Consider the following 15,919-nt stretch of genomic DNA (forward strand, 5'->3'; position numbering starts at 1 on the left):
ACAAACATTATACAATAAACAAATCCGACGCAATTCCGTCTGCCATAAACCAATGTTTTTCAGGAATTTTTAAATGTTCATTCTCAATGATTAAAATACCTTCCTCAATTTTGAACTTGCTCTCTCTCTGAAAATGTTCCAGCATTCTGTCTGAAAATTTATTTTTTAAACTTTCCAGATCTACACCCCAAATGGTACGTAAACCAATCATAATCATTTCGTTAAACTGATCTTCATGGGAAAGAATTTCTTCTTCTTTAGCCAGAAGTTTATCATTCAGTTTTTTGATGTATTGCTGATTATTGGCTACATTCCAGCTTCTTACATCAAATCCGTTATAAGAATGTGCCGAGGGGCCTATTCCAAGATATTCATTGTATTTCCAGTAAGCAGAATTGTGTCGTGAGTAAAAACCAGGTTTTGCAAAATTAGACACTTCATAATGTTCAAAACCATTGTCTTTTAAAAAGTCTGATAGATAATAGAATTCACTGTTTTGCTCTTCTTCTTTGGGACTTTTTATTTTCCCTTTTGAAATCCAGCTTTCTAAAGCTGTTTTGGGCTCAACAGTTAATGCATAAGATGAAATATGAGGAACTTCTAAAGTAATTGTCTTATTCAGATTTTCTTTCCAGATTTCAAGATTGGATGTGGGTGAACCATAGATCAGGTCAATACTCAGGTTTTCAAAGCCGAAATCCTGTGCCCGTTTGATGGAACTTTCTGCTTCGGAAGCATTGTGAGCTCTGTTCATCAGTTTAAGATCTTCTTCAAAAAAACTTTGAGTACCAATAGACAGTCTGTTCACCGGTGTTCCCGCAAGCTGTTTTAAAAAGTCTTTATCCAGATCATCGGGATTGGCTTCCAGAGTGACTTCTATATCGTTTTCAAAACTGAAGTACTTCAGAACATCATCTATTAAAGAACTGATCTCATCCACAGAAAGAATAGAAGGAGTTCCCCCTCCAAAATACAGGGATTTCAGATTTTTATTCTGTAGCTCATCTTTTCTCAATAGTATTTCAGTTTTCATAGCACGAAGCATATCATCCTTGAAATTCAGGGATGTTGAAAAATGAAAGTTACAGTAACTGCATTTTTGTTTACAGAACGGAATGTGAATATAAATCATAAAAAAAGCTCTGAAAAATTTCAGAGCTCAAATTTATTTAAATTAAATTAATTAATATCTAAATCCTCTAGCATTAATGAAGTTGTCGAAGTTATACCCCAGACCAATCATGAAGCTGTTTCCTCCATAACTCTGGATGTCAGACAATCCAAGGTTATAAGTAGCTCCGATCATGAATTTGTTGAATCTTACTTTTACAATTGGAGAGATACTTAGGTTCTGATTATCAAATCTGTTCTGAACCGTTCTGTAACTTACCCCGAAAGAGAATGCGTTAATATCATTAGAGAATGTAGCCATTAGGTTCCAGTCTATCATTCTCGTTGAATTTGTATTAAGATTGATTAACGCTGAAGGTGCTAATGTAATATTATCAGCAATATTCCAGTTGTATCCTAAGTTTAAGAAGAATTTAATTGGAGAAGGCTCGTAGTTGTTTACAATAGAAGCATCATTACTTAATGCGATATCATTTACGGAAACACCCCCGAATAAACCTCTGTAGGTAGCTGCCAAACCGAAGTTTGCATATACCATAAAGATGTTACTTTCTTCACCTCTCAATAGTGGGTCACCACCTTCTTCAGTATTGATTTTTGAATAATCAAAATTCATGTTATAGAAGTTAACACTTGTACCGAAAGAGAATTGGTCTTTTCTGTCTCCTTCACTACTTAGCGGAATAAAATATGAAGCACCAGCCGTGATACCACCAGCAGAGATCGGTCCGTTACTGTCTCTAAACACGGAAATACCAGCACCTACTCTATCAAATATATTCGCATTAATCCCGATTGACTGAACATTCGGAGAATTACTGAATTTTGAAAATTGTTGTTGATAATTGGCGTTGAGCTGTACGTAATCTGTTTTTCCGTATTGAGCTGGGTTGAACAGGAACTCACCATCCAAAAGATATTGCTGATAGTATGGTAGTGATTCTTGTGCTTTGTATGCATTTGACAAAAGAGCTAAACATACGATAGCATATAGTTTTCTCATAACAAATCTTGATTTCAATTCAACAAATATAAAAAATTCTCAATATATTTTTAGTTTTCTAAATAATTTCTCCATTTTTTTACGGCATCCGCCATATCTTTGGGCATTGGGCTCTCAAAATATAATTCCTTTTTTGTTGTTGGGTGTATAAATCCTAGGGTATGGGCATGAAGGGCATGTCTTGGCAAAATTTCAAAAACATTTTTAATAAATTGCTTGTATTTTGGAAGATTTACCCCTCTTAAAGGTGTATGTCCTTCATATCTTTCATCATTAAATAAAGTATGCCCGATATGTCTGAAATGCGCCCTGATCTGATGCGTTCTTCCGGTCTCCAGTTTACATTCCACCCAGGTCATATATTTGAATCTTTCCAGCACTTTATAATGGGTCACCGCGTGTTTTCCCTGGCTGCCATCTTCATAAACAGACATCTGCATTCTGTTTTTAGGATGCCTTCCGATATGACCTCTGATGGTACCTTCTTCATCCTGCATATTTCCCCATACAAAAGCCCAATACAGCCTTTTGGTGGTTCGGTTAAAGAATTGTTTTGCCAGAAAACTTAATGCATATTCATTCTTGGCAATCACCAATAGTCCTGAGGTATCTTTATCAATTCTGTGAACAAGCCCTACCCTGTCAAGATCGGATTTTTCACCATTCTTTTCAAAGTGGAAGGCCAATGCGTTCACCAATGTTCCGTCCCAATTTCCAAATCCTGGGTGTACCACCATTCCCGCTTCCTTATCCACAACAACCAAGTCATCATCTTCATAAACGATGTTCACCGGAATATCCTGGGGAATAATGACATTTTCTCTTGGAGGATGGGTAAGCAAAACTGAGATCTGATCTCCCGGTTTTACACGGTAATTCTGTTTCACCGCTGTTCCGTTCACTATAACATTTCCGGCTCTGCAGGTCTGTGAAATTTTATTCCTTGAAGAATTCTGTCTGTATATTAAAAGGAACTTATCTATTCTTAATGGTTCCTGTTTGCTGTCGACAGTGATATTAAGATGTTCATACAATCCTTTATTTTCATCATCAATATCGATGTTTTCGATACTGTTGGAATCTAATAATTCTTCATCTAAAAAATCGTCGTTATCTTCTGACATTGTTTTATATTTTTTACACAAAAGGCTTCAACATTTTATAGTTGAAGCCTGTATTTTTGATATTAATCTGATCTTATTCTACGACAACCTTCTTAGCTTTTGGCTTTTGAGCAGGCTGTTGTGTTGTTGTTGCTGCAGGTTTTGTTGTACCTCCAGCAGTGTGAGTACCGTTCCCTACAGGTGTTTTAGGTTTTTCAACAGTTGCAGCAGCTGGTTTAGCTGCTGTAGTCTGATTTTTAGAGGCCTCTGTCTTCGGAGCTTCCGGCTTTGGAGTTTCTCTTTTTGGAGCAGGAGCGGGTACAACCGGAGCATCATAACTTGGCTCACTATGCACTTCTTCATATCGTACCGGAGGAAGTGAAGTATCCACTTTCATACGATAGATAGAATTCAACTGCTCTACTTTCGCTCTTAATTCTGCCGGAGTCTTTTTACTTGCCCAAAGATCGATCTGCATTCCCTGATCACGAACATCTCCGGAGGCAGGATCCTGATAATAAATAATATCAGATTCATCTTTACTTCCATCTTCATGCTCTACCAGCCCTACTTCAAACATACTCTTGGTAATGACAGCTCTTGCTTCTTTTACCGTAAGTCCTACAACATTAGGAATAGAAATATTTCTCATTGGCCCCGATCCTACCACAACATCAATGGTAGAGAATCTTGGTAAACGCGTACCTGGGTTTACAGCATTTCCTTTATATAATATTCTTAAAAGGGCATCTTTCTGAATACTAGGCTCATAAATCGTATCACCAATTTTAAGACCTACCTGATCCAATCTCTGAAAGGCCAGTCCGGAATATTTATTAATAACATTCGGCACCGCAATAGGAGCCCATGTTCTCGGATTTACTTTAAGCGTTACAGTTCTTCCGTCTTTTACACGGGAACCTGGTGCAGGATATACCTGCAATACCTGGAATGGTCTGTATTTCGGGTCGTAATTGGCACTGTCTACTTCATATTCCAGCCCTGTATCATCTAATATTTTTACGGCATCATGTACCGATTTATTTACAATATTGGGAACAGGAATTTCCTGACCGTGGTTAGTATGGTACTCCAACCAGCGAAATGTGAGCCATACCAGCCCAACGAAAACACCGATGGCTACTACTAAATTCAGTAAAACTTTCCAATTGAAAAGTGATTTAAGCATACTTAAAAATACTTTAATTATAACCGCAAATATAGCTAATAATTTTAGAATGGACTTTTTATTTAACACAATTCATTTTTGATTTTAAAATTTGCCGATTTCCCATATTGCATTGCATAAAATGATTAAATTTGCCTTAATTGATACTATATGGTTATGAATAAAAAAAGTGTTGCCGTAGTAATGGGAGGCTATTCCGATGAATATGTTGTTTCCTTAAAAAGCGGACAATTGATTTATGATTCTTTAGACAGAAATCTCTATGACGTATATAAAGTAGTAGTCCTTAAAGATGAATGGTATTTTTTAGGTGAAAATGATAAAAAATATGCCATCAACAGAGGAGATTTTTCTGTGACTTTAGATAATGGGGAAACTTTAAAATTTGATGTTTGTTTCAATATCATCCACGGAACTCCGGGAGAAAACGGAATTCTTCAGGCCTACTGGGATGCCATCGGTCAAAAATATACAGGTTGTGATTTTTACCAGAGCGCCCTTACTTTCAATAAAAAAGACACTCTTGCCGTGTTATCAAAATACGGAATTCCTTCTGCAAAAAGTATTTATTTAAGAAAAGGGGAAGACATCAATGTGGATGAAATTGTATCAGAACTTAACCTTCCTTTATTTGTAAAACCTAACCAATCAGGATCTTCTCTGGGAATTTCTAAGGTAAAAGAAAAATCGGAACTGATTGCCGCTACTGAAATTGCTTTCAAGGAAGATGACGAAATCCTGATTGAAAGTTTCCTGGACGGGATGGAAGTTTCTGTAGGAGTTATTGATTTTAAAGGAGAAACTATTGTTTTAGGAATTACAGAAATTGTTCCTACCAATGAGTTCTTTGATTATGAAGCAAAATATGAAGGTGCTTCTGAAGAAATTACCCCTGCAAGAATTGACGAAGAGACCACTAAAAGAGTGGAAGAAATCGCCAAAAGAGCTTACGATTCATTAGGCATGAGTGGTTTTTCAAGAAGTGAATACATTCTGATGAACGGAATTCCTTATATGCTTGAAATGAATACCAACCCAGGATTCTCTCCTGCAAGTATTCTCCCTCAGCAGGCAAGACATTATGGAATTTCCATTATGGATCTTTGTGGAAATGAAGTAGAAAAAGCACTTAATAAGTAAATATAGAAGTTAGAAATTAGAGGTTAGAAAATAATAAATACATAGCTTTTAACTGATAATTTACCATTCAACGTCATAACTCATACAACATGAAAATTGCTGTTTTTCCAGGGTCTTTTGACCCTATTACACTAGGACATTACGACATTATAGAAAGAGCGGCACCGCTATTTGATAAATTAATCATCGCTATCGGACAGAACTCTCAGAAAAAATATATGTTCCCTCTTGAAAAAAGAATGGAATTTATTCAAAACTCTGTAGCAGAATTTCCCAATGTGGAAGTAGATTCATTTGAAGGTCTAACAGTAGATTACTGTTTTGAAAAAAATGCTCAGTACATCATCAGAGGATTAAGAAACCCGGCAGATTTTGAATTTGAAAAAGCGATTGCTCATACCAACAGAACATTAGCTCATAAAAAACTGGAAACCGTATTCTTACTGACTTCCTCAGGAAAATCATTCATCAGTAGCAGCATTGTAAGGGAAGTTATTAACCACGGCGGCGAATATGAACTGATGGTTCCGGACTCTGTGAGAGTGGAGAGATAAAAAAATATAATTGATGAGCGATAAATGATAATTGATATAATGGCCAAGAATTTGCTTAAGCAGAAATCATTCATCAATTATCATTTATCAACAATCATTTATAATTATATATGCACGAACAGTTCAATTTTGCAATAGAAGTCCTGGGGACCATTGCCTTTTCCATGTCCGGAAGTTTTGCAGCGATGCAGAAACGGCTTGATCCGTTCGGAGTGCTTATTATTGCATTTGTAACTTCTGTAGGAGGAGGAACTGTAAGAGACCTGTTACTGGATATCCCTGTATTCTGGATGCATGATATTCTGATGTGTACCCTGATTCTGGCGACCAGTATTTTTTCAATGATTTTCAAATCTCTTGAGAAAAACTTTAAAGTAACTTTATTTATCTTCGACAGCTTCGGACTTGGATTATTTACCATAATCGGTGTACAAAAAGGTTTAAATGCAGGTATTCATCCAATGATCTGTATTGCATTAGGAACTATTACAGGTTGTTTTGGAGGGATTATCCGGGATATATTACTCAATAGAATTCCATTAATTTTCAGAAAGGAAATTTATGCCACAGCATGTATTGTGGGCGGAGCAGCATTTCTATTGATGACCAGATATACAGTACTTTCCTATACTTTTATACAAATCTTCACTATTTTACTGATCGTTGCGATTCGAACATTTGCTGTAAAATACCATTGGCAGATGCCTAAATTTTATGGCTATGATCAAAACTCAGAAATGTAAATTTGATATTTAACACATAAAAAAGCACCTCAAAAAGGTGCTTTTTATTTTTATTTTTATTTTTTTTGATTAGAAGAATTTCCCTCTGTTTCTCATATTCGGGTTATGCATATGCTTCTGCATGGTTGGCATTTTCAACTGATCTTTCATCATTTTGATCTGATCGGTCATCATTCCGGCACTGTCCAGTCTTTTTGCTTCTTCCAGCAACTTCTGACCTTCCTGCTTTCTTCCTTTAGAAATAGCTGCTGCAGCAAGATTTAAAGTAGCCATTGCTCTGTCGTGTTTCATATTCAAACCGTACTCCAACGCTTTCTTCATGAAAGGCTCTACTTTCGCAGGATGATCCTGAGCTTGCGTCAGTCCTGATAAATAGTGAAAATATCCGTATTGAGTTTTATGAAGCTGTCCTTTATAATCTGTTATTTTGGATAACCATTCTCCGGCTTTCTCCATATTTTGTTTTCTCAATTGCCAGAATGCCAATAGGATATATTCGTTTTTAAAGAATAGCAAGATGGGAAATGCAGCCAAAAGAAAAACAACAATACCCCAACCAAGATTTCTTGTGAAAATCATCATATAAAGTCCTAACAGGATAAGAACTGCTGCTACTGCAATTTTTATGTATTTATTCATTATTAAATTTTAGAAGTGCAAAGATAATAAATTTAGAGCTTAAAGTTCAAAAAGTCAATGGTGAATGGTCAATTCGCTGCGTTTGTTAATTTTGTAACTGCGGAAAATTCACGATTCACTTTGCGAAGCAAAATTAACTATTGATATCTAATCTTCTTTTTTGATTTTTTCAAATGTCTGGAAACAGAAATCATAGCCGTTCTTTTCATCTTTCTCATGGCAGATTTCGTTAGTCATTTTCCAGATTTTAGGATCTATTTCCGGAAAGTATGTATCAGCCTGAAGATCTGCTTTCACCAAAGTAACTTCAAGTTTGTCCACTACATCCATAGTCTGCTCATAGATATTTCCGCCACCGATAACGAAAACTTCCTCATCAATCTTCTTAGCAAATTTCAATGCTTCCTTGATGCTTCCTACAATAAGAATTCCTTCCTCAAACCAGTCTTTTTTTCTTGACACAACAATATTGGTACGGTTCGGAAGAGCTTTTCCAATACTTTCATAGGTCTTTCTCCCCATAATAACCGGATGTCCGGAAGTAATATCTTTAAAATGTTTCAAATCTTTAGGAAGATGCCAAAGCAACTGGTTTTCAAAACCAATTTCATTTTTCTCTCCCATTGCCACCACTATTGTTGTCATTCAAATAATTTTTTACAAAATTAGCACATAATTTGTATATTTGGTTAGCACAAAAAATTTAAAAAAATAAACTATGAAAAATAAAGGATGTCTGGGTGCAGGAACCATTGGTATTGCCCTTCTTATTATTGTTGCAATTCTATTCTTCTGGGGGAAAAGCGGATATAACAGCTTTGTCAACAAAGAACAGACTGTGAACGCAAAATGGTCTAATGTAGAGACTGTGTATCAGAAAAGAGCGAACCTTATTCCTAACCTGGAAAGAACCGTAAAATCGTATTCAAAATTTGAGCAGGAAACTTTAACACAAGTTGTGGAAGCCCGTTCCAAAGCTACTTCCATCAATATTGATCCTACGAATATGACCGAAGCTGATCTGGCTAAATTCCAGGCTGCACAAGGAGAATTATCGGGTGCATTAAGCAGATTGATGGCCGTGGTGGAATCTTATCCTAACTTAAAAGCAGACCAGCAGTATATCAACTTCCAGAGAGAATACACTGCTATTGAAAATAGTATCAGAACTGAAACGGTTTACTATAATGATGCTGCAAAGGATTATAATACTTCCATCAAGACTTTCCCGAATAATATTCTGGCGAATTTCACCAACTTCAAAGAAAAACCTTATTTCAAAGCTGACGCAGGCGCTCAAAAAGCTCCTGAAGTATTCAAATAATAATGGGTAATTTCCTAACAAATCAACAGATCGCTTCCCTTGTGGAAGCGATTCAGTCTGCGGAAGATCATTCTACGGGAGAGATCAGAGTGCATATTGATTCCAATACTGAAAACCGGGATGCCAAGACTGCATTTGAAGTTTTCAAAAAACTGGCTATGGATAAAACAGCAGACAGAAATGCGGTACTCTTCCATGTCAATTTTGAACAGAAATATCTTACCATCATTGGAGATACCGGCATTCATGAAAAAGTAAAACAATCTTACTGGGATCATCTTCACGATTATATCACCGCTGAATTTGCCAAAGGAAATTATTATCAGGCCCTGAAAAGTGCCATCCTGGAAACAGGACTTGAACTCAAAAAACATTTTCCTGTAAAAGGAGAAAACCCAAACCAACTTCCAAATGAAATTACGTTCTCTTAAAATAGTATTTTCATTTTTACTACTCTGCTTTTACACTTTTGTATCAGCACAATATACCATTCCTGAAAAACCTGCGGTGCTGTATCCTGTTTTTGATGAAGCCGGATTGCTTTCCCAACAGGAAAAAGATGCACTTAATCATAAACTGATCAAGTTTGCAGATTCTACCTCAACGGAAATTGAAGTAGTCATCATCCGCTCTACCAAAGGAGAAGATGTAAATTTTCTGGCCACCATGTTTGGTGAAAAATGGAAAATCGGAAAAAAGGGAGTAGATAATGGAGTTGTCTTTCTTATTGCTACAGAAGACAGAACGATGTCTATCCAACAGGGGCGTGCCGTAGAGCAATACCTTACCGCTTCTGTAGCTGGACAGATCTTAGATTACATCGTCACCCCAAATTTCAAGAAAGGACTTTGGTATGAAGGGATCAATGGTGGAACCTCAGCGATTATGGAGGCTGTTGAGGGAAAATTCAAACCTGTAGCCACAACAGCTCCTTCCGGCAATGGAAGTGCATTTAAAGTTCTTATTATTGCTTTTATTATTTTCATCATCATTGCTATCCTTTTTGGAAACAGAGGTGGCGGACGTGGCGGAAATAATGACGACGATGATGATGTGATTATCACCAGAAGAGGACGCAGAAATTATCCTGGTGGTTTCTTCCCGTTCCCTGGCAGCTTCGGAGGAGGTGGCTTTGGCGGTGGAAGTTCAGGTGGCGGAGGCGGATTCGGAGGCTTCGGCGGTGGTGGAAGTTTCGGAGGAGGCGGTGCATCCGGTGGATGGTAATCAAGAAATATTCAAAAATGATATAGAATCAGATCATCACGATCTGATTTTTTTTATTTAAAAACCAAAATAATACTGATTTATTAACTTTTATTAATGTTAAATTGATATTTAGCTATTAAAAAGTTAATAAAACATCATAAAAACCACCTTTTATTCAATATTTTTTCACTATATTTACTGAAAACAGGATTATGAAGAAGACACTGGTAGTATTTGCACACCCTTATCTGGAGCACTCCAATTCGAATGTAGAGCTCATCAATTTCTACGTTCGCCACCAGCATTATACCCTGAGAGATCTTTACGAAGAATATCCTGACTTTCATATCGCAGCTTTCCGGGAAAGAAAACGCCTTAAAAACTATGAGCGTTTTATCTTTCAGTTTCCCCTGATATGGTTCGGAATGCCTCCTCTTCTCAGATTATGGATTGATGAAGTTTTCGACAGAGACTGGCTGAAAGAAGGTGAACATAATCCCCTGGAAGGAAAAGAAGTCTATATTCTGGTAACCACAGGCGGAAAAGAAAGGTCTTTCACCAAAACCGGAACTTATCAATATACCATAGATGAACTCATCAGCGGGCTTATTGTTTCATTAAAAGTTTTTAAAGCAGATATCAAACATATCAAAATCGTATACGAAGCCAACAAGCTCTCTAAAAAAGAAATTATTTTACATAAAAAAGAATTCACAGAACTACTCAATCAATAGCATATGGAATCCAGCTTAGCGATGAACACATTAATTTTCCTGGGTGTAGCCATTATTATGGTTCCATTGGCAAGGAAATTAGGGCTGAGTTCTGTCATCGGTTATATTTTAGGAGGAATTATCATAGGCCCTTATGTCCTTAAACTTACAGGAAACAATGTCAATGACATTATGCATGCCAGCGAGTTTGGAGTGATCATGCTTTTGTTTTTGGTAGGTCTGGAACTAGAGCCCCGGAAGTTCTGGGAAATGCGAAAGAAAATAATGGGTCTTGGACTATCTCAGATGGCTCTTACCATTCTTCTGCTTTTTCTTGTATTCACAAGCGTAGGCTGGAGAGTAGACAAAGCGATTGCTATTGCCATGTGCTTTGCCCTATCTTCTACAGCTATTGTTCTGCAGACTTTACAGGAAAAAAACAACCTCAAGACTACCGCCGGAGAAGCTTCATTTTCTACCTTGCTGTTTCAGGATATTTCGGTAATTCCTATTCTGGCCATATTGCCTATTCTGGCCAATTATAAAGCCAAGCATCATGACAATGAAATTCAGATTCTGATCCAGAAACTCCCGGAATGGCTTCAGGCCGGAACCGTAATTTTCGGGGTAGCATTATTGATTTTACTCGGCAGATATGTATTTGTTCCCTTTCTGCGCTATGTTTCAAAATCAGGAATGTCAGAACTATTGACCGCGTCTTCGTTATTTCTGGTTATTGGAGTCTCGGAGCTGATGGTTGTGATTGGTCTTTCTCCTGCATTAGGAGCCTTCCTTGCAGGAGTAATGCTTGCCAACAGTGAATTCCGTCATGAGCTGGAAGCACAGATCGATCCTTTCAAAGGGCTGCTTTTAGCTGTTTTCTTCGTGAGTGTAGGATCAACCATTAATTTTAATATCATTCAGAAAGATCCCTTATTTATCTTCAGTACTGTTTTTGCGGTACTGGGTGTAAAGTTTGTGGTTTTATATACTATTGGAAAATTTTTCAGGATAGATACTCCCCAAAGTCTTTTTTATGCCTTTGCCCTTTCTCAGGTAGGAGAGTTTGCTTTTGTACTGCTGAATTACGCATCAGATCTTTATCTTTTAGGTCCCGAAATGAATGCACAGATGATGGCTGTTACGGCAATTACCATGTGTATCACTCCTATTCTTCTCATCATCAATGACAAATTTATTACTCCGAAATTTATCAAAGAAATTCCTGAAGAGGAACATGACTATAATATTCTTGACAGCAATGTTACTCAAAAGAAAATCATCATTGTAGGTTTCGGGCATTTTGGAAGTACGGTGGGACGTCTTTTAAAAGCCAATAAAATACCAGCTACCGTTCTGGATCGTGATTCTGACCGTGTGAAACTGCTTAGAAGCTATGGTTTTAAAGTGTATTATGGTGACGCAACGAGGATTCCTATTTTAAGAGCGGCAGGAATTGAAGATGCTGAAATTCTCGTTTTATGTCTGGATGATCCTGACGATAACAAGTTCATTGCAGAACTTGTCCGTGAACATTATCCTAACGTCAAAATTTTTGTAAGAGCCAAAAACAGGATTGATGCTTATGATTATCTGAACAATGGCGTCAATCATATTTACCGTGAAACACTGGGAACAGCCGTGGATATGGCTGTAGATGTACTTCATGAAACGGGAATGAGAAAATATGCTGCAAGACGTCTTGGCCAAAGGTTTATGGCCATTGACAAAGCATCAGTCAGAAAGCTGGCAAAATGAAGGAAAATGATGAAGATATTACTCTGTTTACCACAAAAGAAATCCTCCAGCGTGAGGAGGATTTATTGGCTTATGATAATCTTAATTTCGATAATAAAAACTGGGAAGGATCCTCATCAGCTGATGAAGAAGATGAGGAAGAGTCTCAGGATTAATTTACTGGATGTTTACGCTTCCACCGCTGCTTTCGTCTTTTATCACACTCTTAAGCTCTCCCTTTTTCGAGATATCCACACTTCCACCGGATGAAGCACCTGCTTTCACACTGGAAACAGCACTTATGTGTACACTTGCGCCACTGGAAGCATCTGCTTCTACATCATCAGCAATAACTCCTTTTGCAGAAACGCTGCTCCCTGAAGAAGCACTCACGTCTACCTTTTTTGCTTTACCGGAGAGGTCCAGAGTTGATCCTGATGAAGATTCAATATCAAGGTTTACGGCCCATATTTTACCATCGAAACTACTGCTGCTGCTTATATTGATATCCATGTCATTCGCTTCAAGATCTCCGGAAATACTTCCTGCGCTTGATGCTTCGATGTCTGTTTTTTCCTGAGTAAATTTATCTTTTACAATAATTCTCGCAGCCGAATCCGCAATAAGCTTACTAAAATCTTTTGTATAAATTTTAGCTGTCACTTTGCTGATGTTCATCACTCTGATCCCCGGCTTATAATGAATATGCAGTTTTCCGCCATCATTTTCCACCAGAATTTCATCAATGATACTTTGTGGCGCTGAGATTTCAACTTTCTCAGTTTCAGATTTTATAACTTCTGCTTCAATGGCTTGTGAAACCTGAATTTCGTCAAAATCTCCATTAAATTCCTTATGCTGTATCGGACCGCTTTCTTTGCTCACTACCTTCTCTACCCAATTACTTCGGTCTCCGTCTCTGTCTCTATTTCGGTTCTCATGTTTATCGTTACATGAGGCTAAAGCCACAAAGGCTGAAAAAATAAATAAAGTACTTGTTTTCATGCTTATTCCTTTTGTTAATTTTTTTATTGATTTCTTTATTTAAATAACAACTAATTTATAAAAAATATTACATTACATTTGAAAATACTGTAAATACAACAAAGGGCTTAAAGAAATACATTCGCCGAAATATGTTCTATGATACAAGTTTTTAATATCTTTATGCTTTAATAACAACTATATTTATGAAGAATATTTCATCGGTATTATTAATTTCTGCCTTGGCGTTCAATCAATCTTGTACTACAATGAAACAGACCGATATTCAACAGGAGCTTCCTGCACCTGATCCCTCTTTATCTTCAAATCCTTTTATGAAGAAGAGCAAGCTTCAATACGAAGCACCGGAGTTTGACAAAATCAAAAACGAACACTTCAAACCTGCTTTTAACTACGGTTTAAAGCAACATGAAGCTGAAATTATAAAAATTGCCAACAATCCGGCTGCCCCTACTTTTGAAAATACCATCGTTGCCTTGGAAAAAAGTGGTGAAGTGCTGAGAAGAGCACAAATTGTATTTTCAAATCTTACCAGTGCTAATACGAATCCTACATTACAGGCTTTAGATGAAGAATATGCTCCTATTTTTGCAGCACATTCTGACAAACTGTACCTGAATGAAAATCTTTATAAAAGAATACAATCCATCAAAGAAGATGGTCTGGATTCTGAAAGTAAAAGACTGGTACAATATTATAAGCAGAATTTTGAAATTGCAGGTGCTAACCTTTCTGCAGCTGATAAAGAAAAACTAAAGCAGCTCAATCAGGAGCTGGCTTCTCTTTCTACCCAATATGCCAACAAATTATTGGAAGCTAGAAAACAAGGAGGTGTATTTTTCTCCGATGCGAAAGAACTGGACGGACTTTCTGCCGATGAAATTGCAGCTGCAGCCTCTGATGCTAAAACGGCAGGACAACCTGGAAAATATCTTCTGGCGTTACAAAACACTACACAACAACCTCTTCTTCAAAATTTAAAAAACAGAACGACCAGAGAAAAGCTATTTAAAGCTTCATGGACCAGAGCTGAGAAAGGAGATGCCAACGATACGAGATCAACCATCGAACAGCTTGCTAAATTAAGATTAAAGAAAGCACAGATTTTAGGTAAGAAAAACTTTGCTGAATGGAAGCTTCAGGATCAGATGGCAAAAACCCCTGAAGCAGCTACTAAGCTGATGAACCAGATTGCTACTCCGGCAGTGGAAACAGCAAGACGTGAAGCAAAAGATATCCAGGATCTTATTGATCAGCAAAAAGGAGGCTTTAAAGTAGAACCCTGGGACTGGAATTTCTATGCTGAACAGGTAAGAAAAGCTAAGTTTGATCTTGATGAAAGTGAAATAAAACCTTATTTTGAAATCACAACTGTTCTTGAAAAAGGGGTTTTCTTTGCTGCTGAGAAATTCTACGGACTGACTTTCAAAAAGAGAACAGATCTTCCGGTTTATCACCCGGATGTAGTAACGTATGAAGTCTTCGATCATGATGGAAAATCTATTGCCATTTACTATCTGGATTTTTATACAAGAGATTCTAAAAACGGTGGAGCTTGGATGAGTAATTTTGTGGAGCAGTCTTATTTATTAGGAACAAAACCTGTCATTGTTAATTGCTATAATTATCAGAAACCTGCTCCGGGAAAACCTTCCTTAATCAGCTATGACGATGTTTCAACCATCTTCCATGAATTTGGTCACTCTATTCACGGAATGTTTGCCAGCCAGAAATATCCTTCACTTTCAGGAACGAATGTACCGAGAGATTTTGTAGAATTCCCATCTCAGATCAATGAGCACTGGGCTTTAGATCCTGTTGTTCTGAAGAATTACGCTGTACATTATGAAACAAAACAACCTATTCCACAGGCCTTGGTAGACAAGATAAAAAAAGCATCTACTTTCAATCAGGGTTATATGACTACTGAGTTGGTTTCTGCTGCTGAACTTGATATGGATTGGCATACGGTAAGCAATGAAAATCAGTTTATTCCTGTTTTAGACTTTGAAAAGCAGTCTTTAGCCAGCCATGGATTCAATTTGGCAACCGTTCCGCCGAGATATCACACGCCTTATTTTGCCCACATCTGGGGAGGCGGATATTCTGCAGGATACTATGCTTATTTATGGTCTGAAACATTGGACAATGATGCATGGGAGTGGATCAGTAAGAACGGTGGTTTAACCAGAGAAAACGGTGACCGTTTCAGAAAATATATTCTTTCCGTAGGAAATTCTGTAGATCTTAACCAGGCATTCAGAGACTTCACAGGACACGATCCGGATATCAAACCTTTATTGAGAAACAGAGGGTTTATTAAATAAATCAAGGGAAGCATTCTTTAATCAGAGTGCTTCTTTTTTATACCTATCTGTGATAAATAAATTTTCTATGTTTCGGCTAAAGCCGGTGGATTTTTTTGTTTATTT

General features: G+C 37.2%; 15 protein-coding genes and 1 pseudogene. 9 read left to right on the forward strand and 7 right to left on the reverse strand.

The genetic code is table 11. The annotated features are described in order from the left end of the window. Positions 1–7: 7 nt before the first annotated feature. The 4 genes from hemW to KBP46_RS11340 form a co-directional block, all read right to left on the reverse strand. Positions 8–1,132, reverse strand: a complete 1,125-nt coding sequence (hemW, locus tag KBP46_RS11325) for a radical SAM family heme chaperone HemW (protein WP_216445395.1) — start codon at positions 1,130–1,132, stop codon at positions 8–10. 51 nt (positions 1,133–1,183) lie between these two features. After that, positions 1,184–2,134 (reverse strand): PorP/SprF family type IX secretion system membrane protein, encoded by a 951-nt coding sequence (locus tag KBP46_RS11330; protein WP_047428474.1) that lies wholly within the window; start codon positions 2,132–2,134, stop codon positions 1,184–1,186. Positions 2,135–2,184: 50 nt separating this feature from the next. Next, positions 2,185–3,258, reverse strand: coding sequence for an RluA family pseudouridine synthase (locus tag KBP46_RS11335; RefSeq protein WP_216445396.1), 1,074 nt, complete (start codon positions 3,256–3,258; stop codon positions 2,185–2,187). 73 nt (positions 3,259–3,331) lie between these two features. Next, positions 3,332–4,426 (reverse strand): PASTA domain-containing protein, encoded by a 1,095-nt coding sequence (locus tag KBP46_RS11340; protein ID WP_216445397.1) that lies wholly within the window; start codon positions 4,424–4,426, stop codon positions 3,332–3,334. A gap of 156 nt (positions 4,427–4,582) precedes the next feature. On the opposite strand from KBP46_RS11340, the gene KBP46_RS11345 reads away from it, so the two are divergent. The 3 genes from KBP46_RS11345 to KBP46_RS11355 all read left to right on the forward strand — a co-directional run bounded on the left by KBP46_RS11345 (position 4,583) and on the right by KBP46_RS11355 (position 6,863). Then, a complete protein-coding gene (locus KBP46_RS11345) occupies positions 4,583–5,566 on the forward strand; it encodes a D-alanine--D-alanine ligase (protein WP_062675673.1) in 984 nt (327 codons plus the stop codon). A gap of 89 nt (positions 5,567–5,655) precedes the next feature. Beyond that, the gene (coaD, locus tag KBP46_RS11350; RefSeq protein ID WP_034693345.1) at positions 5,656–6,120 is read left to right on the forward strand and encodes a pantetheine-phosphate adenylyltransferase; all 465 of its coding nucleotides are present in this window, start codon (positions 5,656–5,658) and stop codon (positions 6,118–6,120) included. A gap of 110 nt (positions 6,121–6,230) precedes the next feature. Continuing rightward, positions 6,231–6,863: a trimeric intracellular cation channel family protein gene (locus KBP46_RS11355; RefSeq protein WP_216445398.1), complete on the forward strand. Its 633-nt coding sequence runs from the start codon at positions 6,231–6,233 to the stop codon at positions 6,861–6,863. A 69-nt stretch (positions 6,864–6,932) separates the two neighbouring features. Here KBP46_RS11355 and KBP46_RS11360 read toward each other — a convergent pair whose 3' ends face one another. Both KBP46_RS11360 and KBP46_RS11365 read right to left on the reverse strand, forming a co-directional pair. Beyond that, on the reverse strand, positions 6,933–7,502 hold the full coding sequence (locus tag KBP46_RS11360) for a membrane protein (RefSeq protein WP_034693340.1): 570 nt from the start codon (positions 7,500–7,502) through the stop codon (positions 6,933–6,935). 147 nt (positions 7,503–7,649) lie between these two features. Further along, on the reverse strand, positions 7,650–8,147 hold the full coding sequence (locus KBP46_RS11365) for a dihydrofolate reductase (protein ID WP_216445399.1): 498 nt from the start codon (positions 8,145–8,147) through the stop codon (positions 7,650–7,652). 73 nt (positions 8,148–8,220) lie between these two features. Between KBP46_RS11365 and KBP46_RS11370 the strand changes: the two genes are divergently transcribed. The 5 genes and pseudogenes from KBP46_RS11370 (at position 8,221) to KBP46_RS11390 (ending at position 12,658) form a co-directional block, all read left to right on the forward strand. Next, positions 8,221–8,826 carry a LemA family protein gene (locus KBP46_RS11370; RefSeq protein WP_034693337.1) on the forward strand — a complete coding sequence of 202 codons (606 nt, stop codon included), beginning with the start codon at positions 8,221–8,223 and terminating at the stop codon, positions 8,824–8,826. A gap of 2 nt (positions 8,827–8,828) precedes the next feature. Further along, positions 8,829–9,257 (forward strand): TPM domain-containing protein, encoded by a 429-nt coding sequence (locus tag KBP46_RS11375; RefSeq protein WP_183037458.1) that lies wholly within the window; start codon positions 8,829–8,831, stop codon positions 9,255–9,257. Beyond that, entirely contained in the window at positions 9,238–10,050 is an 813-nt protein-coding gene (locus KBP46_RS11380; RefSeq protein ID WP_062675618.1) for a YgcG family protein, read from the forward strand. The genes KBP46_RS11375 and KBP46_RS11380 overlap by 20 nt, the downstream gene beginning before the upstream one ends. Positions 10,051–10,244: 194 nt before the next feature. Then, entirely contained in the window at positions 10,245–10,766 is a 522-nt protein-coding gene (locus tag KBP46_RS11385) for an NAD(P)H-dependent oxidoreductase (protein ID WP_062675619.1), read from the forward strand. A 3-nt stretch (positions 10,767–10,769) separates the two neighbouring features. Next, positions 10,770–12,658 (forward strand): annotated as a pseudogene (locus KBP46_RS11390) (monovalent cation:proton antiporter-2 (CPA2) family protein). Between the two features lies 1 nt (position 12,659). On the opposite strand, the gene KBP46_RS11395 reads toward KBP46_RS11390, so the two are convergent. Next, entirely contained in the window at positions 12,660–13,487 is an 828-nt protein-coding gene (locus tag KBP46_RS11395) for a DUF2807 domain-containing protein (RefSeq protein WP_062675621.1), read from the reverse strand. A 185-nt stretch (positions 13,488–13,672) separates the two neighbouring features. Between KBP46_RS11395 and KBP46_RS11400 the strand changes: the two genes are divergently transcribed. Continuing rightward, on the forward strand, positions 13,673–15,814 hold the full coding sequence (locus tag KBP46_RS11400) for a M3 family metallopeptidase (RefSeq protein ID WP_062675622.1): 2,142 nt from the start codon (positions 13,673–13,675) through the stop codon (positions 15,812–15,814). Positions 15,815–15,919 lie beyond the last annotated feature (105 nt).

This window comes from Chryseobacterium sp. PCH239, from assembly GCF_018924625.1.
Classification (GTDB): domain Bacteria; phylum Bacteroidota; class Bacteroidia; order Flavobacteriales; family Weeksellaceae; genus Chryseobacterium; species Chryseobacterium cucumeris.